20 protein-coding genes, 6 tRNA genes, 3 other RNA genes and 1 pseudogene are annotated in these 22,812 nt (G+C 53.7%); 12 read left to right on the top strand and 18 right to left on the bottom strand.

Annotation, left to right across the window (positions count from 1 at the left end):
- Nucleotides 1-163: 163 nt before the first annotated feature.
- The 3 genes from ptsH to cysZ all read right to left on the bottom strand — a co-directional run bounded on the left by ptsH (nt 164) and on the right by cysZ (nt 2,766).
- A complete protein-coding gene (gene ptsH, locus JGC47_RS11825) occupies nt 164-421 on the bottom strand; it encodes a phosphocarrier protein Hpr (protein WP_004158914.1) in 258 nt (85 codons plus the stop codon).
- Nucleotides 422-815: 394 nt separating this feature from the next.
- Nucleotides 816-1,787 (bottom strand): cysteine synthase A, encoded by a 972-nt coding sequence (gene cysK / locus JGC47_RS11820; RefSeq protein ID WP_004158910.1) that lies wholly within the window; start codon nt 1,785-1,787, stop codon nt 816-818.
- Between the two features lie 217 nt (nt 1,788-2,004).
- Nucleotides 2,005-2,766, bottom strand: a complete 762-nt coding sequence (cysZ, locus tag JGC47_RS11815; protein WP_004158909.1) for a sulfate transporter CysZ — start codon at nt 2,764-2,766, stop codon at nt 2,005-2,007.
- Nucleotides 2,767-2,986: 220 nt separating this feature from the next.
- On the opposite strand from cysZ, the gene zipA reads away from it, so the two are divergent.
- The 3 genes from zipA to JGC47_RS11800 all read left to right on the top strand — a co-directional run bounded on the left by zipA (nt 2,987) and on the right by JGC47_RS11800 (nt 6,225).
- A complete protein-coding gene (gene zipA / locus JGC47_RS11810) occupies nt 2,987-3,925 on the top strand; it encodes a cell division protein ZipA (RefSeq protein ID WP_004158906.1) in 939 nt (312 codons plus the stop codon).
- Nucleotides 3,926-3,992: 67 nt separating this feature from the next.
- On the top strand, nt 3,993-6,005 hold the full coding sequence (gene ligA, locus JGC47_RS11805; RefSeq protein ID WP_004162790.1) for an NAD-dependent DNA ligase LigA: 2,013 nt from the start codon (nt 3,993-3,995) through the stop codon (nt 6,003-6,005).
- 1 nt (nt 6,006) lies between these two features.
- Complete coding sequence (locus JGC47_RS11800; RefSeq protein ID WP_004158903.1) at nt 6,007-6,225, top strand: DUF3820 family protein; 219 nt, start codon at nt 6,007-6,009, stop codon at nt 6,223-6,225.
- 74 nt (nt 6,226-6,299) lie between these two features.
- Here the strand turns inward: JGC47_RS11800 and JGC47_RS11795 are convergent, their stop codons facing one another.
- On the bottom strand, nt 6,300-7,325 hold the full coding sequence (locus JGC47_RS11795; protein ID WP_004158902.1) for a bile acid:sodium symporter family protein: 1,026 nt from the start codon (nt 7,323-7,325) through the stop codon (nt 6,300-6,302).
- Between the two features lie 94 nt (nt 7,326-7,419).
- Here JGC47_RS11795 and JGC47_RS11790 point away from each other — a divergent pair, with 94 nt between their 5' ends.
- Nucleotides 7,420-8,340, top strand: coding sequence for a LysR family transcriptional regulator (locus JGC47_RS11790; RefSeq protein WP_004158886.1), 921 nt, complete (start codon nt 7,420-7,422; stop codon nt 8,338-8,340).
- Here the strand turns inward: JGC47_RS11790 and JGC47_RS11785 are convergent.
- The 8 genes from JGC47_RS11785 to JGC47_RS11750 form a co-directional block, all read right to left on the bottom strand.
- Entirely contained in the window at nt 8,337-8,675 is a 339-nt protein-coding gene (locus JGC47_RS11785) for a FlxA-like family protein (RefSeq protein WP_004158882.1), read from the bottom strand. The genes JGC47_RS11790 and JGC47_RS11785 overlap by 4 nt on opposite strands.
- 104 nt (nt 8,676-8,779) lie before the next feature.
- Nucleotides 8,780-8,905, bottom strand: a non-coding RNA gene (locus JGC47_RS11780) — RtT sRNA.
- A 31-nt stretch (nt 8,906-8,936) separates the two neighbouring features.
- A non-coding RNA gene (locus tag JGC47_RS11775) (RtT sRNA) lies at nt 8,937-9,062 on the bottom strand.
- Nucleotides 9,063-9,093: 31 nt separating this feature from the next.
- A non-coding RNA gene (locus JGC47_RS11770) (RtT sRNA) lies at nt 9,094-9,219 on the bottom strand.
- 31 nt (nt 9,220-9,250) lie between these two features.
- A tRNA-Lys gene (locus tag JGC47_RS11765) sits at nt 9,251-9,326 on the bottom strand.
- A gap of 4 nt (nt 9,327-9,330) precedes the next feature.
- A tRNA-Val gene (locus JGC47_RS11760) sits at nt 9,331-9,406 on the bottom strand.
- 31 nt (nt 9,407-9,437) lie between these two features.
- Nucleotides 9,438-9,513, bottom strand: a tRNA-Val gene (locus JGC47_RS11755).
- 57 nt (nt 9,514-9,570) lie between these two features.
- A tRNA-Val gene (locus JGC47_RS11750) sits at nt 9,571-9,646 on the bottom strand.
- A 258-nt stretch (nt 9,647-9,904) separates the two neighbouring features.
- Here JGC47_RS11750 and gltX point away from each other — a divergent pair.
- Nucleotides 9,905-11,314, top strand: coding sequence for a glutamate--tRNA ligase (gene gltX / locus JGC47_RS11745; protein WP_013036137.1), 1,410 nt, complete (start codon nt 9,905-9,907; stop codon nt 11,312-11,314).
- 45 nt (nt 11,315-11,359) lie between these two features.
- Here the strand turns inward: gltX and JGC47_RS11740 are convergent, their stop codons facing one another.
- Together JGC47_RS11740 and JGC47_RS11735 are read right to left on the bottom strand one after the other, a co-directional pair.
- Nucleotides 11,360-11,710 carry a YfeC-like transcriptional regulator gene (locus tag JGC47_RS11740; RefSeq protein WP_004158807.1) on the bottom strand — a complete coding sequence of 117 codons (351 nt, stop codon included), beginning with the start codon at nt 11,708-11,710 and terminating at the stop codon, nt 11,360-11,362.
- 149 nt (nt 11,711-11,859) lie between these two features.
- Nucleotides 11,860-12,648, bottom strand: coding sequence for a formate/nitrite transporter family protein (locus JGC47_RS11735; protein WP_004158806.1), 789 nt, complete (start codon nt 12,646-12,648; stop codon nt 11,860-11,862).
- A gap of 347 nt (nt 12,649-12,995) precedes the next feature.
- Between JGC47_RS11735 and JGC47_RS11730 the strand changes: the two genes are divergently transcribed.
- Nucleotides 12,996-13,071: transfer RNA gene (locus tag JGC47_RS11730), tRNA-Ala, on the top strand.
- A gap of 51 nt (nt 13,072-13,122) precedes the next feature.
- Nucleotides 13,123-13,198, top strand: a tRNA-Ala gene (locus JGC47_RS11725).
- A gap of 244 nt (nt 13,199-13,442) precedes the next feature.
- Here the strand turns inward: JGC47_RS11725 and JGC47_RS11720 are convergent.
- Nucleotides 13,443-14,627 (bottom strand): NupC/NupG family nucleoside CNT transporter, encoded by a 1,185-nt coding sequence (locus tag JGC47_RS11720; RefSeq protein ID WP_004158805.1) that lies wholly within the window; start codon nt 14,625-14,627, stop codon nt 13,443-13,445.
- A 432-nt stretch (nt 14,628-15,059) separates the two neighbouring features.
- On the opposite strand from JGC47_RS11720, the gene JGC47_RS11715 reads away from it, so the two are divergent.
- Entirely contained in the window at nt 15,060-16,301 is a 1,242-nt protein-coding gene (locus JGC47_RS11715; RefSeq protein WP_004158804.1) for an Nramp family divalent metal transporter, read from the top strand.
- Nucleotides 16,302-16,337: 36 nt separating this feature from the next.
- Here the strand turns inward: JGC47_RS11715 and JGC47_RS11710 are convergent, their stop codons facing one another.
- Nucleotides 16,338-16,706 (bottom strand): DUF2502 domain-containing protein, encoded by a 369-nt coding sequence (locus JGC47_RS11710; RefSeq protein WP_004158803.1) that lies wholly within the window; start codon nt 16,704-16,706, stop codon nt 16,338-16,340.
- A 224-nt stretch (nt 16,707-16,930) separates the two neighbouring features.
- Nucleotides 16,931-17,920 carry an aldo/keto reductase gene (locus JGC47_RS11705; RefSeq protein ID WP_004158801.1) on the bottom strand — a complete coding sequence of 330 codons (990 nt, stop codon included), beginning with the start codon at nt 17,918-17,920 and terminating at the stop codon, nt 16,931-16,933.
- A 195-nt stretch (nt 17,921-18,115) separates the two neighbouring features.
- Between JGC47_RS11705 and JGC47_RS11700 the strand changes: the two genes are divergently transcribed.
- Together JGC47_RS11700 and glk are read left to right on the top strand one after the other, a co-directional pair.
- Nucleotides 18,116-19,768 (top strand): alpha-keto acid decarboxylase family protein, encoded by a 1,653-nt coding sequence (locus JGC47_RS11700; protein WP_004158798.1) that lies wholly within the window; start codon nt 18,116-18,118, stop codon nt 19,766-19,768.
- A gap of 165 nt (nt 19,769-19,933) precedes the next feature.
- A complete protein-coding gene (gene glk, locus JGC47_RS11695; RefSeq protein WP_004158793.1) occupies nt 19,934-20,899 on the top strand; it encodes a glucokinase in 966 nt (321 codons plus the stop codon).
- Between the two features lie 14 nt (nt 20,900-20,913).
- On the opposite strand, the pseudogene JGC47_RS11690 reads toward glk, so the two are convergent.
- A pseudogene (locus JGC47_RS11690) lies at nt 20,914-21,122 on the bottom strand (LytTR family DNA-binding domain-containing protein); the annotation flags it as partial.
- 156 nt (nt 21,123-21,278) lie between these two features.
- Here JGC47_RS11690 and JGC47_RS11685 point away from each other — a divergent pair.
- Together JGC47_RS11685 and alaC are read left to right on the top strand one after the other, a co-directional pair.
- Nucleotides 21,279-21,419: a hypothetical protein gene (locus JGC47_RS11685; protein WP_004158790.1), complete on the top strand. Its 141-nt coding sequence runs from the start codon at nt 21,279-21,281 to the stop codon at nt 21,417-21,419.
- A gap of 118 nt (nt 21,420-21,537) precedes the next feature.
- Nucleotides 21,538-22,773 carry an alanine transaminase gene (gene alaC, locus JGC47_RS11680; RefSeq protein ID WP_004158788.1) on the top strand — a complete coding sequence of 412 codons (1,236 nt, stop codon included), beginning with the start codon at nt 21,538-21,540 and terminating at the stop codon, nt 22,771-22,773.
- Nucleotides 22,774-22,812: the final 39 nt, after the last annotated feature.

Raw genomic sequence — 22,812 nt, 5'->3', positions numbered from 1 at the left:
CGCGGATAAACAGGGCGTTTGTTCCTCCCAGCGAGCCAGACATATATATGCAAACCAACGCGTAAGCCTGCGATAATGCTACCAAAGCAACACCGCGGACGCTCGGTCCGCGATCAATATTGCATTTATCTGCCCGATACTACAGTGCGGGATAGCGAACTGATTACTCGAGTTCAGCCATCAGTTTGACCAGGTGCTCGACGGCTTTCTGCTCGTCTTCGCCTTCTGCAGACAGGGTCACCACGGTGCCTTGAGTCAGACCCAGAGTCTGTAATTTGAACAGGCTCTTCGCGCTGGCAGACTTACCGTTAGAAGTAACGGTGATGTCAGAAGCAAATGCTTTAGCTTCCTTAACGAATTGAGCTGCCGGACGAGTGTGCAGGCCATTTGGTGCGGTAATGGTGACTTCTTGCTGGAACATAATATTTCCCCAACTTAATCAGTTTTGGTGTTGTTGATCTAAAGCCCGGTGCGAAAACGGGGCGTTAGCTTGTATTGAGCCGCGCAAACCAGGGTTCGAGGCTGACTAAAAAGTGCGCTCGTAAGGTGGAGTAAAGGTTAAGAGAAAATCAGGGATCTTCGTCTCACTCATCCGCTTCTCATTATGCCGCGATTTACCTGGCTGCGCCAAATCGGTAAATCGATTCAGCCAAATCCATTTTGCGTTTCGATTAATTTTTTGGATCGAAATAATTGCCAGCTTAAATACCAGACGATTGAGGGTAAAATCAATCTTCATGGTGCTAAAAGTTTGACGTACTCCACAAAAAAGCACCCGCGGGGGTGCTTTTTCATACAAATTAGCCAGGTCAGGATTATTGTTGCAGCTCTTTCTCGGTAAACAGATCGGCAAACAGCGCGGTGGAGAGGTAACGTTCACCGGAAGAGGGGAGTACGACCACAATATTTTTTTCCGCGAATGCGTCATCTTCCTGCAGCTTTAATGCAGCAGCAACGGCGGCACCAGAAGAGATACCGGCCAGAATACCTTCTTCCTCCATCAGGCGGCGCGCCGTGGAAATTGCGTCTTCATTAGTGATGGCAATGACGCGGTCTATCAGGTTGAGATCGAGGTTGGCCGGGATGAAACCTGCGCCAATACCCTGGATCTTGTGCGGGCCTGGTTTGATCTCTTCCCCTGACAGCGCCTGAGTGATGACCGCCGAATCGGTTGGTTCAACCGCGACCGAAATCAGATCCGTCTTCCCTTTGGTGTTTTTCAGGTAGCGGGTGACCCCGGTTAGCGTGCCACCTGTGCCCACGCCGGCAATAAACACGTCCACTTCGCCATCTGTATCTTCCCAGATTTCCGGGCCGGTCGTTTTCTCGTGAATTTCCGGATTGGACGGATTACTGAACTGCTGCAGCAGGACAAATTTATCCGGGTGACTGGCGACGATCTCTTCCGCTTTACTGATGGCACCTTTCATGCCTTTTGCACCCTCAGTCAGCACCAGATTTGCTCCCAATGCTTTCAGCAGCTTACGGCGTTCAACGCTCATGGTTTCGGGCATCGTTAACGTCAGTTTGTATCCACGAGCTGCCGCGACGTAGGCCAGGGCAATACCCGTATTACCGCTGGTCGGTTCGACCAGTTCAATACCCGGCTTAAGAATTCCACGTTTTTCTGCATCCCAAATCATATTGGCACCGATACGGCATTTGACGCTGAAGCTAGGGTTTCGCGACTCAATTTTTGCCAAAATGCGTCCATTGCCGATGCGGTTCAGTCGAACAAGCGGCGTATGACCGATTGTTAAAGAGTTGTCTTCATATATCTTACTCATAGCCCGTCCTTAACTGTATGAAATACTGGAAACGCATAGAGCATACCTTGTTCACTCTGCCCGTGAAGTGATGAAATCGTATATAGATATGTTTAGCAGAAATAAGCCCTGCAAAAAGGGTATAAGCCGCACAACATGGCTGTCGAGGCGCTTTCCCGGCTCACCCATTGGAGGGCCAGAGGTCATTGAAAGCGGCTGGCACCACAGGCTTATGCGCTTAGCGATTCAAGGCCAGCAGTGGGCGATAACGATCCACCCACATGGCGGTGGCCCCGCACACCGCAACCGGCATGATGACAAGATTGAGTAGCGGGATCAGGGTGAACAGGCTGACCAGCGCACCAAACTGCATATTCATCGTTTTGTTCTGCCGCATGGCAGAACGCATCTGGCGAAAGCTGACTTTATGGTTATCAAACGGATAGTCGCAGTACTGGATTGCCATCATCCAGGCGCTAAACAGAAACCACAGCACCGGGGCAACGATCTGACCAAATCCCGGTAGAAAATAGAGCAGCAGCAGCAGCAGTGCGCGCGGAAGATAGTAAGCCAGCTTCTGCCACTCACGCTTGACAATGCGCGGCAGGTCCTTAATCAGTCCACTCCAGCCGTTGTCGGGCAGAAGATTACCGGTCAATCTTCCTTCCAGCTGTTCGGCCAACAGCCCACAGAAGGGGGCTGCAATCCAGTTGGCGACGGTAGAGAATACATAGCTGAAGACCAGAATGATTGACAGTACCAGCAGTGGCCACAGCAGATAGCTCAGCCATTGTAGCCAACCCGGAACCATTGCCATCAGTTCTGGTATCCATTGCCCGAGACGGTGGAACAGCCAGATAAATGCGCCGCCCATCAGCACAATATTGACAACCAGTGGCAGGATCACAAAACGGCGTATTCCCGGCAGGCGAATCAGTTTCCAGCCGACGCTGAAATAGTGAACGCCGTTAGGCGACGGGTTAAAATTGTGATGTGGCATAAACGGCTTTTCTCCTTGAAACGGGAAGGCGGTAACTATCATAACCCAGCTTTTTCTGCTCAACACCGGTCGGGTGTGCGAAAAATCAGCAAATAAGCCCCCTTAAAGCGGGATATTTGTCAGAAAATACTGCACGGACTTGCACTTGTGTACTCTGGCAAATACAGTTAGAGGATAAAGTTTGCCGCGGTGGCAAGGTACTGGAACAACAGAGAATACAATGATGCAAGATTTGCGTCTGATATTAATCGTTGTTGGCGCGATCGCCATTATAGCGCTTTTGCTACATGGCCTGTGGACCAGCCGTAAAGAGCGTTCATCCGTTTTTCGCGATCGCCCTCACAAGCGTTTAAAACAGGACAGGAAAGAAGCTTTCGAAGATGACGAAGAAGGCGTGGGTGAAGTGCGTACGCGGCGCCCCCCTCCTGAAACATCGGAACCTTCCCTGGGGGAAATTAATACCGGGGATGCGCTGCCGCGTCACAGCAAACCGCAGCCGGAGCCAGTCTGCCGCCCGCCGCAGCAGCAGGATGATCGGCCGTCGGTTAAAGACCCGCTGTTCGGTGAGGCACTGCCACACAATCCTCCTTCGCAGCCTGAAGCGACACAGCCGGTTCTCCAGCCAGAAAGGGTTTGGTCGACCGCTGCGCCAGACGAAAAGGTTGAGCCTAAGGTTGAGCCTGTTGCGGCAGCAGCATCCGGGCACAGCCCGCAAGCTTCGGCGGCAGACACGCGTCAAAAAGAGACCGTACTGGTGCTACACGTATCGGCTCATGCTGGCGGCAGTATCAGCGGCGAAGCACTGCTACAGGGCGTTTTGCAGGCAGGATTCCAGTTTGGCGAGATGAACATCTTCCACCGGCATCTCAACCCGGCTGGCAGCGGCCCGGTTCTGTTCAGTCTGGCGAACATGGTTAAGCCCGGTTCGTTTAATCCAGACACTATGTCTGAATTCTCCACCCCGGGGGTGTCAATCTTTATGATGGTACCGTCCTATGGCGATGCGCATCAAAACTTTAAGCTGATGCTGCAATCCGCACAGCGGATCGCCGATGATGTTGGTGGCGTGGTGCTTGATGATGAGCGCCGCATGATGACGCCACAGAAGCTGGAAACGTACAAAGCGCGTATTCGCGACGTGATCGACGCTAACCACTAATTTTGCCCCGGTTAAACTTTGCAAACCCCCGACTTCCGGGGGTTTTTTCATCTCTGATGGTGCCGCTATGGAATCTCTGCAAGACAAAATCACCCATCTGCGAACCCTGCTTCGCCACTATGAACATCAATACCATGTGCTGGATGCACCGACCGTGCCCGATGCCGAATACGACCGTCTGATGGGCGAATTGCGCGAGTTGGAAACGCAGTATCCTGAATTGCTGACCTCCGATTCACCAACCCAGCGCGTTGGCGCAGCACCGCTAAGTGCTTTCGGGCAGGTGCGCCACGAAGTGCCGATGCTGTCGCTGGACAATGCTTTTGATGAAGAGAGCTATCTGGCATTTAATAAGCGTGTACAGGATCGGCTGAAAAGCACTGATGACATCACCTTTTGCTGCGAGCTGAAGCTGGACGGCCTGGCTGTCAGCCTGCTGTATGAAAAAGGGCAGCTGGTGCGGGCCGCGACCCGAGGTGATGGCACCACGGGGGAGGATATTACTGCTAACGTGCGCACCATCCGGGCTATTCCACTGCGTCTGAGCGGCGACAGCATTCCTGAACGGCTGGAAGTGCGCGGAGAGGTATTTATGCCGCTGGCGGGGTTTGAACAAATGAACCAGCAGGCGCGAAGCTGCGGTCAAAAGGTGTTTGCTAATCCACGTAATGCCGCCGCCGGTTCTCTGCGCCAGCTTGATCCGCGTGTCACCGCGAAGCGTCCGCTTACCTTCTTCTGCTACGGTCTTGGCCTACTGGAAGGCGGAGAAATGCCGCGCAGCCATATGGCCCGCCTGCAACAGTTCAAAGCCTGGGGTCTGCCGGTCAGCGATCGTGTGCGCCTTAGCCACAGCCCGGCAGAAGTACTGGACTTCTATCACCAGGTTGAGGCGGCCCGCCCGACGCTGGGCTTTGATATTGATGGCGTGGTGATCAAAGTGGACAGCCTGGAGCTGCAAGAGCAACTGGGCTTTGTCGCGCGTGCACCTCGTTGGGCGATAGCATTTAAATTTCCCGCGCAGGAGCAGATCACCACGGTGCGTGATGTCGAATTTCAGGTTGGCCGCACCGGCGCCATGACGCCGGTTGCCAGGCTGGAGCCGGTGCTGGTCGCCGGGGTTATGGTGAGTAATGCCACCTTGCATAACGCCGATGAAATCGAGCGACTGGGGCTGAAAATCGGCGATCGCGTGGTTATTCGCCGTGCCGGCGATGTTATTCCCCAGGTGATGAGCGTGGTTGAGACAGGCGACGACGCGCTTGAGATTGCATTCCCGACACATTGCCCGATATGTGGTTCGGACATAGAACGGGTTGAAGGGGAAGTGGTGGCGCGCTGCACCGGTGGTTTAATTTGCGGCGCGCAGCGTAAAGGTGCCTTAAAACACTTTGTTTCACGCCGGGCGCTGGATATTGACGGTATGGGTGAGAAAATTATCGATCAGCTGGTAGACAAAGAATATGTCAAAAATCCGGCGGAGCTGTTTGAACTGACGGCAGGCAAATTAACCGGCCTGGACCGGATGGGGCCGAAATCGGCGCAGAACGTGGTGAACGCGCTGGCTAAAGCGAAGCAAACCACTTTTGCACGGTTCCTGTATGCGCTTGGCATCAGTGAAGTCGGCGAAGCCACTGCGGCAAATCTGGCGGCCCATTTTGGCACGCTGGAAGCGCTGATGACGGCCGATCTTGATGCGTTGATGGCGGTGCAGGACGTCGGCAAAGTGGTTGCCAGCCATGTGCGCAATTTCCTTGACGAAGAGAGTAACCGCGAGATCATTCGCCTGCTGGTGGACAAGGCCGGAGTAAACTGGCCGCAGGTGGTGGTGGTCAAAGCCGGGGAAATCGACAGCCCGTTTGCCGGTAAAACCGTGGTGCTGACCGGTTCACTGAGCATCCTTTCCCGTGACGAAGCCAAAGACCGTCTGCAGGCGTTGGGGGCGAAGGTCAGCGGCAGCGTATCGAAGAAAACCGATCTGGTCATCGCCGGAGAAGCCGCAGGCTCGAAGCTGGCCAAAGCACAGGAACTGGGCATTGATGTGATAGATGAGCAGGAAATGATACGTTTACTCGGTGAATAATATGGAAAAAAAACACCTGAATGAAATGGCTAATACCGTTATGCCCTTCGGCAAATATAAAGGGCGCGTGTTAATTGAGCTGCCGGAAGAGTATCTGCTGTGGTTTGCCCGTAAGAATGAGTTTCCTCAGGGCCACCTTGGGGAACTGATGCAGATGACGCTGGCTGTCAAGATTGAGGGATTAGAGGGACTGATTAAACCGTTAACGCAACCGCATTAAAACCTGTTGTTTTAATGTCAGTCAGACAGATACCTCAATGACCGGCGCAGGCGTTATCTCTGCGCCGCTGTCGACTAACGTGCCTTCCGGGATCTGGCCAACGCCCGGCTGCCAGACTCTTCGTGCGCAACAATCTGCTTTTCTCCGGTTTTTCTGTAGCGCTGCGCAAGCATTGAACAGACCATCAGCTGTACCTGGTGGAAGATCATCAGTGGCAGCACGACAATGCCCACCGTTGCGGAAGGGAACAGGATATTGGCCATCGGCACGCCGTTGGCCAGACTCTTTTTAGAACCGCAGAACAGAAGGGTGATTTCATCGGCACGGTTGAAGCCAAACAGACGGGCGGCGGTCAGGTTGATCGCCAGTACCACAAACAGCAGGCCAAGGCTGCCGGCGACAATCCACACCAGCGTCATCACGCCTACCCGGTGCCAGATACCGTTAACCACCGCTTCGCTAAAGGCTGAATAGACTACCAGCAAAATAGATGCCTGGTCAGTTTTGCTTATCAGGCCGCGGTTTCTTTCCACCCAGTTTGCGATCCAGCGGCGGGAAAGATGCCCGACCACGAACGGAACCAGCAGCTGCAGCATAATCTTACCGATCTGTTCAAGACTGCCACCCGGAACGTTGCTGTGCACGTTCATCAGCAGACTGACCAGCAACGGTGAGATAAACACGCCTAACAGGCTGGATGCCGATGCGCTGCACACCGCTGCCGCAACATTGCCTCCGGCCAGCGAAGTCAGCGCGATGGACGACTGAACGGTAGCAGGGAGGATCGTCATATACATAAATCCGCTATAGATCTCGTGGCTCAACGGCAGAGGATGCCACCAGACCAATATGGCTCCCAGCGCCGGAAACAGTACGAAGGTGCTGAACATCACCCACAGATGCAGACGCCAGTGGCCGCCACCGGCAATAATTTTTTCGCGTGACAGCTTGGCGCCGTGCATAAAGAACAGCAGGGCGATGGCGGCGGTAGTCAACCACTCGAAGAAATCAATAAAATGACCGCGAGCGGGCAGCAACGAAGCCAGCAGCACGGTGATAATCAGTTTTAACATCAGTGGATCGATACGAAAAATACCCATTGTTCAAGCCTGGTTAAACACAGATATTGCTATTGTGCGCTGGACGGGTTTATAAATAAAATTAATTTATTGAATTCATATATGAGAGAAATAGATGAATTGCACCTTACGCCAGCTGCGCGTCTTCGTTGCTGTTGCCCGGCAAGGGAGTTTCAGTCAGGCGGGGCAGTTGATTGGGTTGAGCCAGTCAGCAGTCAGCCATAGCATCAAAGAGCTGGAGAGCGAAATGGCTATCCGCCTGCTTGACCGCACTACGCGTGAAGTGTTGTTGACGGAGGCAGGAGAACAGCTCGCCAGCCGCCTGGAACGGATACTGGAGGAACTGAATACCACCCTTCTGGACGTACGCAGCTACGGGCAGCAGCGTAGCGGAACGGTGCGCGTGGCTGCCAGCCAGACCATCTCCGCGCATCTGATGCCGCAGTGCCTGGCCAGCGGGCAGTTGCGCTATCCTGAAATCAAAATCATGTTGCGCGATCGTCCGCAGCAGTGGGTGTTGCAGAGCATTCGTCATGCCGAGGTTGATTTCGGGATTGTGATAGGACCTTTGCAGGCAGACGATTTACAGTGTGAAGCGATTCTGGAGGAACCTTTTTTACTGCTGTGTCGGCAGGACGATCCGCTGGCGCAGCAGCGAACGGTTTACTGGAATATGCTGAATCAACGCACGCTGGTATTACAGGATTACTCATCCGGTAGCCGGGTTCTGATCGACGAAGCGCTACGTTTGCAGCAGGTGAGGGCAGAAATTGTTCAGGAAATAGGCCACCCGGCCACGCTCTATCCGATGGTAGAAGCCGGAATTGGTATCAGCATCCTTCCCGCGCTGGCGCTGCCGTTACCCCAGGGCAGGCCACTAATGGTGAAACGCATCATGCCGGAGATTAATCGCACTATTATGCTGGTAAGACGTAAAAACCGCTCATTGACGCCAGCCGCAGAGGCAATCTGGCAGGAAGTGCGCCAGCAGGCCGGGGCGCTGACACGACAACGTGCCAGCACCTCGCCATTTTAGATATACACGTTTAACGTGTTCGTTTCGGTAGGGCGATTGACGCCATCGGCAACTTCGCTGCTGCCGCTGTCTGTCGCTTTGCTTTCTTGCTGTTGTTCGACGGCCTGCTGCTGTAGCTGGATCTGTGCCAGCTGAGCTTCCAGCATGGCTATCTGGTTTTCTGTCATTTGCAGCTGTTCTGCTTTCTGCTGTTCAGTCAGGGACGTTTCATCGCTGAGGCTTTTCAGCTGCTCCTGCAGTTTGACAATCTGCTTGCTAATACGGTCGGCTTGCGAAACTGAGCTGCCTGCATCCGGGTTAGCGGATACGCTGGTACTGCCACTGATGGTGGTCATCTTTGTCTCCCGTGTTATTAACCTGTATGGGTTATCGGTGGGAAGCGCTTCAGACTTGAGGCATAAAATCGTAAAAGAAGTGATAAGAAAGTGAAAGGTGGCACTGGTGGGTCGTGCAGGATGACTTCGGCTGCGCCTCGCCCTTTGGGCCGTTGCCGCTGGCAACGTTGTCTCACTTACGCTCGACCCGACCTGCTGCAGGTTTGAACCCTGCCCGGTTTGCGCACAGCAAAAAGGCGCTTTCAGGCCGCCTTTCTGCACTGGTGGGTCGTGCAGGATGACTTCGGCTGCGCCTCGCCCTTTGGGCCGTTGCCGCTGGCAACGTTGTCTCACTTACGCTCGACCCGACCTGCTGCAGGTTTGAACCCTGCCCGGTTTGCGCACAGCAAAAAGGCGCCTTCAGGCCGCCTTTCTGCACTGGTGGGTCGTGCAGGATGACTTCGGCTGCGCCTCGCCCTTTGGGCCGTTGCCGCTGGCAACGTTGTCTCACTTACGCTCGACCCGACCTGCTGCAGGTTCGAACCCAGCCCGGTTTGCGCACAGCAAAAAGGCGCCTTTAGGGCGCCTTTTTGCACTGGTGGGTCGTGCAGGATTCGAACCTGCGACCAATTGATTAAAAGTCAACTGCTCTACCAACTGAGCTAACGACCCGATATGGTGGGTGATGACGGGCTCGAACCGCCGACCCCCTCCGTGTAAAGGAGATGCTCTACCAACTGAGCTAATCACCCATATCGTTACTGCAACCGGATTAGAAATGTATGGTGGGTGATGACGGGCTCGAACCGCCGACCCCCTCCGTGTAAAGGAGATGCTCTACCAACTGAGCTAATCACCCATACTTCAATATCCGGGTAGTGCTTTTCTTTCTTAGCGGGCATCATTCCTCAAGGAATGGTGGGTGATGACGGGCTCGAACCGCCGACCCCCTCCGTGTAAAGGAGATGCTCTACCAACTGAGCTAATCACCCCCGCTGTGTGGAGTCGCATTATAGGGAACCATTCGGATGAGTCAACGCTTTTTCCGCATAAGACGTGTGTTCGTCGGAAAAATAGTCATCGCGCCTTGATTTCAGCCAAAAACAGGGAGTTGCCAGGAAAAAGGCACGTCAATAGCGGCCAGCAAACGGGGATTGCCGTTGAGGATTCGCACGCAGGTGTTAGAATGTGAGCCACTAAAATTCTGTGCTGACTCAGGCCAAAGTTTGCGCGTAATAAGGCATTCATTAATGAAAATCAAAACCCGCTTCGCTCCCAGCCCAACTGGCTATCTGCACGTTGGCGGTGCTCGTACCGCACTGTATTCATGGTTGTTTGCCCGTAACCACGGCGGTGAATTCGTGCTGCGTATTGAAGACACCGATCTGGAGCGTTCAACGCAGCAGGCTATCGATGCCATAATGGATGGCATGAACTGGCTCAATCTCGACTGGGATGAAGGCCCGTACTACCAGACTAAACGTTTTGACCGTTATAACGCGGTTATCGACCAGATGCTGGAAGCCGGTAGCGCCTATAAATGCTATTGCTCTAAGGAGCGGTTGGAAACGCTGCGTGAAAATCAGATGGCCAACGGCGAGAAGCCGCGTTATGACGGCACCTGCCGCGACAGCCATGAACATCATGCGGATAACGCACCATGCGTAGTGCGTTTCCGCAACCCGCAGGAAGGTTCAGTTATTTTTGAAGACCAAATCCGTGGTCAAATTGAATTCAGCAACCAGGAACTGGACGATCTGATCATTCGCCGTACTGACGGCGCGCCGACCTATAACTTCTGCGTGGTCATTGACGACTGGGATATGGGGATTACCCACGTTATCCGTGGTGAAGATCACATCAATAATACCCCGCGTCAAATCAATATCTTGAAAGCGATTGGCGCAGATGTGCCAATGTATGCGCACGTATCCATGATCCTTGGCGACGACGGCAAGAAGCTGTCAAAACGCCACGGCGCGGTAGGAGTGATGCAGTATCGCGATGACGGTTATCTGCCTGAAGCATTGTTGAACTATCTGGTTCGCCTGGGATGGTCACATGGCGATCAGGAGATCTTCAGCATTGATGAAATGAAAAAACTGTTCGACCTTGATGCGGTGAGTAAGTCTGCCAGCGCTTTTAATACTGAAAAACTGCAGTGGCTGAACCATCATTATATCAATTCTCTGGCACCTGAATATGTGGCTACCCATCTGCAATGGCATATCGAACAGGAAAAAATTGACACCCGCAGCGGCCCGCAGCTGGCGCAGCTGGTGACGCTACTGGGTGAACGTTGCAAGACGCTGAAAGAGATGGCGGCGTCCTGTCGCTATTTCTATGAAGAGTTCGACGAGTTCGATGCTGATGCGGCGAAGAAACACTTGCGCCCGGTGGCCCGCCAGCCGCTGGAAGTGGTGCGCGATAAACTCGCAGCCATCAATGAGTGGACGGCAGAAAACGTTCACCACGCCATTCAGGCAGCGGCTGATGAACTGGAAGTGGGAATGGGTAAAGTCGGCATGCCATTACGCGTTGCCGTTACCGGTGCCGGACAGTCGCCGGCATTGGACGTGACTGTTGATGCCATTGGTCAGGCGCGCAGCGTAGCCCGCATTGAAAAAGCGCTGGTATATATTACAAATCGCGAGGCGTAATTAAGTGCAATAAAAAACCCGGCCATCGATGTGGCCGGTTTTTTTTCAAGCGCCAATTCCTAACCGCTGCAATATTCCCTGAATGCCTTCACGTAGCAGCATGGCTGCTAATTTTTCCTGTTCGTCATTGCTCAATTGCTGTACCGAGGTGACTAACAGTGCAGGCAGGGAATTCTGATTGACGCGATAGTGAGCGCCAGGCTCCGCGGCATGGCGTGTGGATTTAAGGAAAAGTTTTACTCGTTCATCAATATGAATCATGCGAGCCTTTCCACCCTGAACACCGGGTTTCGGTGCGGTAGTCCAATTCTCTTTCTTAACCCACTTATTAATTGTCTGTCTGCTAAAACCTGTTTGCTGTGCCAGTTCTTCCGGCGTTAACCAATCCTTTTTCACTTTTATATCCCTTTTGCCGAATAAGTGCTCAAGTATATTACAGTAATTCATCACATGAACAACTAACACAAATCATTAACGATGAGATAATAGATAGCAAAAAGGACGGAAAGGAAAATGGGCCCCTGCCGTAACAGGGGCGGGGATAATTAGCGGGAAATAGTGTTTGCCTGGGTTGGTGCGCGGAATGCGACAAAGTAGGCCAGCCCAACAAAGATGGCGCCGCCGACGGCGTTGCCAAGGAATACGGCGACAAAATTAGGCAGATATTCGCCCCAGCTAAGATAACCGGCAAATATAGCCGCAGGAACAATAAACATATTAGCGACAACATGTTGGAAACCGATGGCCACAAAAGCCATCACCGGGAACCACATGGCGAAAATCTTGCCCACCACATCTTTACTGGCAAAAGCCAGCCATGTCGCCAGGCAGACCAGCCAGTTACAGCCAACGCCGGAAATAAAGGCGTGCAGGAAATCTGCATTCACTTTCGCACTGGCAACGGCCACCGTTTTCTTCAAAAAGTCACCTTCGGTCAAACCCAACATATGGCCGAAGAACCAGGCAACGGCGATACTGCCAATGAAATTAGCGATGGTCACCCAGAACCAGTTACGTAATACGCTACAGGCACTGATCTGGCGGGCGAACCATGCTATCGGCATAAGCATCATGTTGCCGGTAAGCAGCTCGCCACCGGCCAGTACGGTAAGGATTATCCCAACCGGAAATACCGAAGCACCCAGCAGCGTGCCAAATGAGCCCCATTCCGGTGGCAACTGAGTCACCACGCGGATGAACAGCAGAAAGCCGAATGAGATAAAGGCACCGGCAAGAAAACCGAGGATAAGTAAAGAAGAAACTGGGGTACTACTTTTAATAACGCCTGCCTGTACTGCGACAGCCGAGATTTCTTTTGGTGTGTGCAAAGACATAATAACTCTGGTGTGTAAATAAAAGGAAAAGTGCCAGATTCCGCAGCTGACGATGTGACGCACGCGTCCCGCGCAGCATGGGGCTGACAGCCAAAATCCGCCGCAGTTTTGCACGGTGGATTAACAAAAACAAGTTTATTCCGAGGGGTTTTTAACGCGTAATTAACAATAATTCAGGCGGGGTGGGGAATTGAAAAACTATACAATAAATAAACAACAGGATAGCGCTTTGTTCAACGCTTTGGCGGCTTTTTCGGCGATCGCACTCAGTTTACTAAATTGCCGTTGACACCAACCCCGACGTTTCATATTATGCCCGCCGTCAACACGACACGGTTTTTCGGCTTGGGGGTATAGCTCAGCTGGGAGAGCGCTTGCATGGCATGCAAGAGGTCAGCGGTTCGATCCCGCTTATCTCCACCAAATCTTATCCAGCGGATTAGGTGGCACCGAAAAACTGATACTTTCTGTAGTGGGGGTATAGCTCAGCTGGGAGAGCGCTTGCATGGCATGCAAGAGGTCAGCGGTTCGATCCCGCTTATCTCCACCAAATCTTCATAGCCTTAAACATCATTTATAATCTGCTCAGGCAGATTTTTTTTATTGGGCTGACTTCTTGTTAACGCCTGCCATCCCATCCTGATCAAAGCAACCGGCCTCACCGCGCTGACCCTCACCATCAGTTGACGAAGGGAGCGAAAGCACAATTTATTTATTTAACGAAGTGCCACAGAGCGCTCAGAATGGCACAGTCTGCGAGCAGGGTAGCGGGGCCAGTCGACCCCGCCCGTGCTTTACAGCACCAGTCCTGCAATTGAGGCCGACAGTACACTGACCAGCGTTGAACCGTACAGCAGTTTCAGGCCAAAGCGCGAAACCACATTTCCCTGTTGTTCATGCAACCCTTTGATTGCGCCGGCAACGATGCCGATTGACGAGAAGTTGGCGAATGACACCAGGAATACCGACAAGATGCCTTCAGCGCGCGGTGACAGCGTGCTGGCGATCTTTTGCAGATCCATCATTGCGACGAACTCATTGGAAACCAGTTTGGTTGCCATGATGCTACCCACCTGTAAAGCTTCACCGCTCGGGACGCCCATCACCCACGCAAAAGGGAAGAATGCATAGCCAAGGATGCCCTGGAAGCTGATGCCGAATAGAGTGTCAAACAGCGCGTTAATGGCGGAAATCAGCGCGATAAAACCAATCAGCATTGCTGCAACGATCACCGCCACTTTGAAACCGGCAAGGATATACTCACCAAGCATTTCGAAGAAGCTTTGTCCTTCATGCGTATTACCCAACTTCAGGTCTTCTTCACTGTCGACGCGGTATGGATTGATGATCGACAACACGATAAAAGTACTGAACATATTCAGTACCAGCGCCGCGACCACATATTTCGGCTGTAACAGGGTCATATAGGCGCCGACTATCGACATGGAGACGGTCGACATGGCGGTGGCAGCCATGGTGTACATGCGGCGTTCTGACATTCTGCCCAGGATATCCTTATAGGCAATAAAGTTTTCTGACTGCCCCAAAATCAGCGAACTTACCGCATTAAAAGACTCCAGTTTACCCATTCCATTGATCTTCGACAGCACGGTACCGATTGCACGGATGATGACGGGCAGAATACGGAAGTGTTGCAGAATACCTATCAGCGCTGAAATAAATACGATAGGACACAGGACGTTAAGCCAGAAGAAGGCCAGACCTTTCTCGCTCATATTGCCAAAGACGAAGCTTGTCCCTTGCGCCGCGTACTTGAGTAATTTTTCGAACAGGTCCGAAAACCCTTTAACAAATCCCAGGCCAGCTTCGGAGTTAAGGAAAAACCAGGCCAGCACAACTTCAATGACCAGCAATTGGATAACAAAGCGGAAACGGATATTTTTACGGTCGCGGCTGACTAACAGGGCCAGCAATGTGACCACCACCAGTGCTAAAGCAAAGTGCAGAACACGGGACATATTTGCTCCAAATTCAAGGGCTGTTATATTTGGTTGCACATTCTATGTAACAAGAGGCGGAAAAACGAGACCTGTACCGTAATATTATACTTAGCAGGCGGCGCAGAATTCAGTCAATTGACGTTCGTCACATCATTTTACTTTAATTTAACAAGCCAGCTCATTCACATTGGTGATGCTCATCACCGCCATGATCCCCCCTCGCGCTGAAAAGATAAGCATAAGGCTGGAAAGTCATTTCCGAATATTCTACATTTTAAGAGGTTGCCTGGCGTGTAGCACCGGCTCATTCTGGCTTAAAGTATAGCAATTGCTATATTTTATAGTGCTGGCTATCACAGTGATACACGTAACCATTAGCGATTTACTGGATAATCATTGCCCTTTCAAGGCTACATTGCCATCAGGCGTAAGGCAGCAGGAGTAGGAATTATGTCGGAAAGCCGCACCGTCGAGCAGAGCGTTCGCAGCAATCGAAAAATCAAGTTTGCCTTAATGGGGCCTGCCTTCATCGCGGCGATCGGCTACATCGATCCGGGCAACTTCGCCACGAATATCCAGGCGGGCGCTTCCTATGGCTACCAGCTGCTGTGGGTAGTGGTATGGGCCAATGTGATGGCGATGGTAATCCAACTTATGTCCGCCAAACTCGGCATCGCCACCGGCAAAAATCTGGCCGAGCATATCCGCGACCGTTTTCCACGCCCGGCGGTCTGGTTCTATTGGGTACAGGCGGAGATTATCGCTATGGCTACCGATCTGGCAGAGTTTATCGGTGCCGCCATTGGCTTCAAGCTGGTGTTTGGCGTAAGTCTGTTGCAGGGCGCGATGCTCACCGGGGTGGCCACGTTTCTGATATTGATGCTGCAAAGCCGTGGGCAGAAACCGTTGGAGCTGGCGATCGGTGGCTTACTGCTGTTTGTTGCGGCGGCCTATGTGATTGAGCTGTTCTTCTCACAGCCGAACGTGGTCGATCTGCTACAGGGAATGGCAGTGCCAGCGTTGCCAACGGCGGATGCGGTGCTGCTGGCGGCGGGCGTGCTTGGGGCGACCATCATGCCTCATGTTATCTATTTGCACTCTTCGCTCACGCAAAACAGTGGTGATAACGGTACGCGAGCTGAACGATACTCTTCGACGAAACTCGACGTGGCGATTGCCATGACGATTGCCGGGTTCGTTAATCTGGCAATGATGGCCACGGCGGCGGCGGCTTTTCACTTCAGTGGCCACAACGGCATTGCCGATCTTGCCCAGGCCTACCGGACGCTCGACCCGCTGCTGGGCAAAGCGGCGGCGCTGGTGTTTGGCCTGAGCCTGCTGGCTGCGGGGCTATCCTCGACCGTGGTAGGCACGATGGCCGGGCAGGTAGTGATGCAGGGCTTTATCCACTTCCATATTCCGCTGCTGGTGCGGCGTGTCATCACCATGCTGCCGTCGTTTATTGTTATCCTGGCGGGCTGGGAACCGACGCGCATTCTGGTCATGAGCCAGGTGTTGTTAAGCTTTGGTATTGCGCTGGCACTGGTGCCGTTACTGGCGTTTACCAGCAACCCAGAGCTGATGGGCGATATGGTCAATTCGCGGCTGATGCAGAGCTTCGGCCGTCTTATTGTGGTGGTGGTGGTGGCGCTCAATGGCTACCTGCTGGTCACGACGAGCCTGAATCTGTAAACGGTTGTACGGCGGGAGGCCCCGCCGCGTAGAGGATTACCAGCGCTCGCGACGATCGCGTTCGTGCTGTCTGAGTATTGGTGGGTTGGGGTGCCAATGATGATGGTGCCCGTGTTGACGCCACCGACGTTCTCTTTCCCATCGATGGTGGCGAAGCATCTGCTGATGACGCCGCCATTGCTCATGCCGCCACCAGCGCCCCTGATCGTAGCGATAGTTATTGCGCCACCAGTGGTCATCACGCCAGCGGCCGCCGTCCCAATAGCGACCATGGCGGTCGCGATCGCCGAAATGCAGTGTAATGCCCGGTGCCAGCTGAATACGTGCGCTATCTGCGTGAGCTGTCTGAAAGGCCTGTGGCGCTAAACTGGCCAGCAAAGCGGCCACAAGCAATAAGCGTTTCATGATGTCTCCTTTATCAGCGGACAGTTCTCCGCTGTAGCAGCACAATATAAAGAGATCTCACTCGCTATGCTTGGAAAATTCTGTAAATTTAGACAAAGAAGGGTATTTAAAATGTTGATGAGAAGCGCGTCACGGTGGGCAGATAAGCCTGCCAGCCGCATCGCGTTTTAACGACCGCTGGCATGCCCGTTTTCGACGCTGCTGTTGGCGCAAGCTATTTGCTGTCAGCCGAGGATAGCTTCAATATGCGCCAGCTCGGCTGCCGTAAAGTCGCGATTGGCCAGCATCTGTACCGCATCATCAATCTGACTGGTTTTACTGGCTCCAATAAGTACGGAGGTCACACGGTTATCCCTTAGCACCCAGGCCAGCGCCATCTGTGACAGTTTCTGTCCGCGCCTGACAGCCAGAGCATTCAGACGCGCGACCTTGTCCATTTTCTCCGGCGTCAGCTGTTCACTGTTTAGAAAACGACTGCCGCTGGCGGCGCGGGAATCTTGCGGAATACCGTTCAGATAGCGGTCGGTAAGTATGCCTCCGGCCAGCGGGGAGAAAGCGATACTGCCCACTCCACTCTGTGACAGCATGTCCAGCAGCCCCTCTTCTGGCGCACGGGCAAACATCGAATATTTTGGCTGGTGGATAAGACAAGGCGTGCCCAGCTGTTTCAACAGCGCAATGGCAGCTGCTGCCAGCTCCGCGGGATAATTAGAAAGGCCAACGTACAGCGCTTTCCCCTGGCGCACCAGATGATCGAGGGCGGTCATGGTTTCTTCCAGCGGCGTTTCCGGGTCCGGGCGGTGGTGATAAAAAATGTCCACATAGTCAACCCGCATACGTTTCAGGCTCTGATTAAGGCTGGAAATCAGATATTTGCGTGAGCCCCAGTCGCCGTATGGCCCCTCCCACATGGTATATCCTGCTTTACTGGACAGCAGCAGCTCATCACGATAGCTGGCAAAATCTGCGCGCAATATACGGCCTAAATTTTCTTCTGCCGAACCGGGAGGTGGCCCGTAATTATTCGCTAAATCGAAATGAGTGATACCGTTATCAAACGCGTGGCGCAGCAGGTCACGACTGTTATCCAACCGCGAGCCGTCACCAAAATTGTGCCATAAACCGAGTGAGATGGCCGGCAGTTTCAGCCCACTGCGCCCGCAGCGATGCCAGGTCATTGTATTATAACGTCGGGTATCTGCTTGATAGACCATGAATAAACCCTGTAACAGAGACGATAAAGTAGTAAAGCGGCCAGTCAGTGTATACGGTTACAATTGGCTAAGGTGCGTGATGGATCGCAACAAATTTAAAATCTAACGTTCAGTTGCCATATTATCCTGATAATTCCATAAACATATCGAAAATATCGCTAATACTCAGATCACATACCAGAGAGGAGTGGCGTGATGAGTACTTATACCGTTGGCGATTATCTGCTTACACGTTTAAACGAGATCGGTATTAGCCATCTGTTTGGTGTGCCGGGTGATTACAATTTGCGCTTTCTCGACCATGTTATCGATCATCCCGATGTAGACTGGGTCGGCTGCGCCAATGAACTGAACGCCGCCTACGCCGCCGATGGTTATGCCCGTTGCCGGGGGGCAGGCGCGCTGCTGACCACTTTTGGCGTGGGTGAACTCAGCGCGATAAACGGTGTGGCCGGCAGCAGTGCGGAGTATCTGCCGGTGATCCACATTGTCGGCGCGCCGTCACAAACTTCACAAAACAAGGGAGAGCTTTTGCATCACACCCTTGGTGACGGTGACTTTGGTCATTTTATTCGTATGCAACAGGAGATTTCTGTCGCCAGCAGCGTGCTGACCACCGCCAATGCCGCCGCTGAAATCGATCGGGTGTTGTTCGAAGCGCTGACAAAGCGGCGCCCGGTCTATCTGCTGCTGGCAACAAATGTGGCAGAAAGCCCGCTCTCTCCTCCTTCTTCCCCGCTTGAGCTGCGGCTGGATTGCGATAAGGCTCAACTGGCGGCCTTTGTCGATGCGGCCGAATCCCTGCTGGCGCCAGCGAGCAGCGTGGCGATGCTGGCCGATTTTCTTGCCGATCGTGCTCAGCAGCAGCAGAGATTGCAGCGCTGGCTGGAGGAGATACCGATGCCCTTTGCCACGTTACTGATGGGCAAAAGCGTGCTGCCGGAAATGCTTACAGGTTTTGTCGGAACCTATGCCGGGGCAGCCAGCGCTGACAGCACGCGCGCGGTGATTGAAAACAGTGATGTGTTAATTAGTGTGGGCGTCAGGTACACCGATAGCATTACCGCCGGTTTTACCCAGCAGATAACGTGCAGTAAAAATATTGACGTTGGCCTGCATTCCAGCAGCGTGGCGGGCCAGCCATTTGAGCCGGTACCGATGGCGGCGGCGCTTGAGGCACTGTATCAGCTGGCGCGGAAATATGGTCAGGGCTGGCAGCGCGGCATTGTTGCTCCCCCGGTTAGCGAAGAGCAGTCGTCAGACGGCCTGACGCAAGATACTTTCTGGCATGCGCTACAGGACTTTCTGCGCCCTGGCGATATTGTGCTGGCCGACCAGGGCACGGCAGCATTTGGCGCGGCCGCTCTGCGCCTGCCACAGGATGTTCGCCTGCTGGTGCAGCCGTTGTGGGGATCGATAGGTTATACCTTACCGGCGGCGTTTGGTGCGCAAACGGCACGACCACAGCAGCGGGTGGTGCTGATTATTGGCGATGGATCCGCCCAGCTGACGGTGCAGGAGTTAGGGAGCATACTGCGGGACGGTCAAAAGCCGGTGATTTTCCTGTTGAATAATGACGGCTACACCGTAGAGCGGGCGATACACGGGGCGCAGCAGCGCTACAACGATATTGCCCGCTGGGACTGGACCCGTCTGCCGCAAACGCTGGGTATTGACAGCCTGGCTCAGAGCTGGCGCGTGACGCAAACGGTTCAGCTACGCGAAGTGATGAAGCTGCTGCAAGAGGGGGGGCATCTCTCGCTGGTGGAGGTGGTGCTGCCAAGGCTTGATGTGCCGCCCCTGTTGGCGTCCGTGTGTCATGCCCTCAACCAGCGGAACAACAGTTAAACCGCTCTTTTACGCGCGATTCGGACGGTTGCCCGTGGGCAGCGGCGGCGGACACCTGTAAGGTAGCGCTGGCCTTTAACGCTCACCTTTTTTCCGCTGGGCGTTGTTGTTTTAACGGGGGAAATTTATAGTGTGTCTAATTGACGTAAGCGGAGCAAAATAACAATGAATAAGTATGCTTTGGTGGGAGATGTCGGCGGCACGAATGCGCGCCTGGCACTATGTGAAATTGAAAACGGTGCCATCTCCCGGGCCAAAACGTTCTCCACTGCCGATTATGGCAGCCTGGAGGCGGTGATCCGTGCTTATCTGGCTGAACACCAGCAGGATGTCAAACACGGTTGTATCGCCATCGCCTGCCCGATTACCGAAGACTGGGTTGAAATGACCAATCATGACTGGGCTTTTTCAACCAACAGCCTGAAAGCGAATCTGGCTTTTGACTCGCTGGAGATCATCAACGATTTTACCGCCGTCTCAATGGCCATCCCGATGCTGACCGAACAAGATCTGATGCAGTTTGGTGGCAGCGCGCCGGTAGCGGATAAACCCGTTGCCGTATATGGTGCCGGAACCGGCCTCGGCGTTGCGCATCTGGTGCATGTGGACAAACGCTGGGTCAGCCTGCCTGGCGAAGGGGGGCATGTTGATTTTGCCGCCAACAGCGAGGAAGAAGATCTGATCCTTGAAGTGCTGCGCGAAGAGCTGGGCCATGTTTCCGCGGAGCGAATTCTCTCCGGCAGCGGCCTGGTTAACCTCTATCGGGCGATTGTTAAGTCAGACAACCGCTTGCCGGACAATCTGAAGCCGCGCGACGTTACCGAGCGTGCATTGCAGGACACCTGTACCGACTGTCGTCGCGCGCTGTCGATGTTCTGTGTGGCTATGGGGCGCTTTGGTGGCAACCTCGCGCTTAACCTCGGCACCTTTGGCGGCGTTTATATTGCCGGTGGCATCGTGCCGCGCTTTCTTGAATTCTTTAAAGCATCAGGCTTCCGCGCAGCGTTTGAAGATAAAGGGCGCTTCAGGGATTATGTCGCGCCAATCCCGGTCTATCTCATCACCCACGATTATCCGGGGTTACTGGGTGCCGGAGGGCATCTGCGTCAGACGCTGGGCCGCGTGCTGTAACGCCTTGCGGCCTTTTACAGTCGCATCAGCTGGCACAACTCCTTCAACCTACTGCGGCTGACCGGCACCTGAAACGCAAGATCGCACAGTTTGAGGAGGCGGTTTTTGTTAACCAGGGTTCGATCTCGTGCATTTTACTGAGGCTGATACAGTACGATCGGTGACAGCAGCAAAAATGTTCGTCCGGCAGACGGCAGAAAAACTCGCTCATGTTCATCGACACACGTACTCTTCACGATTATGTCGACCAATGCACCGTCAGGGCGGGCGGGTTGTTCTCTGCTCAGTGAGCCTTTCGGCCAGGGCTATTGCAGTGAGGCACAGGGCGCCCTGTGTGACTTCCTGTTGACCCGTGCGGGTTTCATAAGCTGAATGCGCAGTGGCAGAGGGGCACCTGGCTTCCGGCCGGGTGCTGGAACAGAACGACTTCGCGCTTGCAGGCACGCTGCGAGATAATTATCTGTTATGCGGCCAGTGGGTGAATGACTGGCCGTTTGGCCGCATTATTCCGGCTGATTGAAATATTTTATTCGGCCTGTCGACAGGTGAAGTGCAGGTAGGTTATGTTGATGATTCGGCCACTTTGGTGGTCTGCGTCGCTCGGACGGTCCGGGCGCTTACGTGAATCAGAGGACGCCATGACTGACAACTCATCCCCACGCCGTTTTTCCCGTATTGAAAGACTGCCGCCGTATGTTTTTAACATCACCGCAGAACTGAAGATGGCAGCCCGCCGTCGTGGTGAAGATATTATCGATTTCAGTATGGGCAACCCCGATGGCCCGACTCCGCCCCACATCGTGGAGAAACTCTGTACCGTGGCACAGCGTGACGACACGCACGGTTATTCCACATCACGCGGTATCCCCCGCCTGCGCCGCGCTATTTCACGCTGGTACGCCGACCGCTATCAGGTTGAGATTGACCCGGAATCTGAAGCTATAGTGACCATTGGCTCGAAAGAGGGGCTGGCGCATCTGATGCTGGCCACGCTTGACCACGGTGATACCGTACTGGTGCCGAACCCCAGCTACCCTATCCACATTTATGGCGCGGTGATTGCCGGTGCTCAGGTGCGCTCTGTACCGCTGGTGGCCGGCGTTGACTTCTTTAACGAGCTGGAGCGCGCCATTCGTGAAAGCTACCCAAAGCCGAAAATGATGATCCTCGGCTTCCCCTCCAATCCGACCGCGCAATGTGTTGAACTGGATTTTTTCGAGCGGGTAATCGCGCTGGCGAAGCAGTACAACGTGCTGGTTATTCACGATCTCGCTTACGCTGACATTGTTTATGACGGCTGGAAAGCGCCTTCAATTATGCAGGTACCCGGTGCGCGCGATGTGGCAGTTGAGTTCTTTACCCTGTCGAAAAGTTACAATATGGCCGGCTGGCGCATTGGTTTTATGGTGGGGAACAAAGAGCTGGTGGCGGCGCTGGCGCGCATTAAAAGCTATCACGACTACGGGACTTTCACCCCGCTACAGGTGGCGGCCATCGCGGCGCTGGAAGGAGATCAGCAGTGCGTTCTTGATATAGCTGAACAATACAGGCGCCGTCGTGATGTACTGGTAAAAGGGCTGCATGAAGCGGGCTGGATGGTGGATAACCCGAAAGCCTCAATGTATGTCTGGGCAAAAATTCCCGACCGCTACGCACATCTGGGATCGCTGGAATTTGCCAAGCTACTGTTGCAGAAAGCAAAAGTCTGTGTCTCACCCGGCATTGGTTTCGGCGATTACGGCGATACGCATGTGCGTTTTGCACTCATCGAAAACAGCGATCGCATTCGTCAGGCAGTCAGAGGGATCAAGGCAATGTTCCGTGCTGAAAGCGTGTTACCAGCAGCGGACAGCACTGGCGAAGAGCAGCCTTAAAGTCAACAGGTTCCGGCCAGGTTCTTTACACAAAGCCAG

Source organism: Erwinia amylovora (assembly GCF_017161565.1).
Taxonomy (GTDB): Bacteria; Pseudomonadota; Gammaproteobacteria; order Enterobacterales; family Enterobacteriaceae; genus Erwinia; species Erwinia amylovora.
Note: the sequence above shows the minus strand (reverse complement) of the source record. Positions and strands in the feature narration are given on the sequence as shown.

Excerpts from the sequence above, each read along its gene's own strand:
- ptsH (WP_004158914.1), bottom strand. The coding sequence starts at position 421 with ATGTTCCAGCAAGAAGTCACCATTACCGCACCAAATGGCCTGCACACT.
- cysK (WP_004158910.1), bottom strand. The coding sequence starts at position 1,787 with ATGAGTAAGATATATGAAGACAACTCTTTAACAATCGGTCATACGCCG.
- cysZ (WP_004158909.1), bottom strand. The coding sequence starts at position 2,766 with ATGCCACATCACAATTTTAACCCGTCGCCTAACGGCGTTCACTATTTC.
- zipA (WP_004158906.1), top strand. The coding sequence starts at position 2,987 with ATGATGCAAGATTTGCGTCTGATATTAATCGTTGTTGGCGCGATCGCC.
- ligA (WP_004162790.1), top strand. The coding sequence starts at position 3,993 with ATGGAATCTCTGCAAGACAAAATCACCCATCTGCGAACCCTGCTTCGC.
- JGC47_RS11800 (WP_004158903.1), top strand. The coding sequence starts at position 6,007 with ATGGAAAAAAAACACCTGAATGAAATGGCTAATACCGTTATGCCCTTC.
- JGC47_RS11795 (WP_004158902.1), bottom strand. The coding sequence starts at position 7,325 with ATGGGTATTTTTCGTATCGATCCACTGATGTTAAAACTGATTATCACC.
- JGC47_RS11790 (WP_004158886.1), top strand. The coding sequence starts at position 7,420 with ATGAATTGCACCTTACGCCAGCTGCGCGTCTTCGTTGCTGTTGCCCGG.
- JGC47_RS11785 (WP_004158882.1), bottom strand. The coding sequence starts at position 8,675 with ATGACCACCATCAGTGGCAGTACCAGCGTATCCGCTAACCCGGATGCA.
- gltX (WP_013036137.1), top strand. The coding sequence starts at position 9,905 with ATGAAAATCAAAACCCGCTTCGCTCCCAGCCCAACTGGCTATCTGCAC.
- JGC47_RS11735 (WP_004158806.1), bottom strand. The coding sequence starts at position 12,648 with ATGTCTTTGCACACACCAAAAGAAATCTCGGCTGTCGCAGTACAGGCA.
- JGC47_RS11720 (WP_004158805.1), bottom strand. The coding sequence starts at position 14,627 with ATGTCCCGTGTTCTGCACTTTGCTTTAGCACTGGTGGTGGTCACATTG.
- JGC47_RS11715 (WP_004158804.1), top strand. The coding sequence starts at position 15,060 with ATGTCGGAAAGCCGCACCGTCGAGCAGAGCGTTCGCAGCAATCGAAAA.
- JGC47_RS11710 (WP_004158803.1), bottom strand. The coding sequence starts at position 16,706 with ATGAAACGCTTATTGCTTGTGGCCGCTTTGCTGGCCAGTTTAGCGCCA.
- JGC47_RS11705 (WP_004158801.1), bottom strand. The coding sequence starts at position 17,920 with ATGGTCTATCAAGCAGATACCCGACGTTATAATACAATGACCTGGCAT.
- JGC47_RS11700 (WP_004158798.1), top strand. The coding sequence starts at position 18,116 with ATGAGTACTTATACCGTTGGCGATTATCTGCTTACACGTTTAAACGAG.
- glk (WP_004158793.1), top strand. The coding sequence starts at position 19,934 with ATGAATAAGTATGCTTTGGTGGGAGATGTCGGCGGCACGAATGCGCGC.
- alaC (WP_004158788.1), top strand. The coding sequence starts at position 21,538 with ATGACTGACAACTCATCCCCACGCCGTTTTTCCCGTATTGAAAGACTG.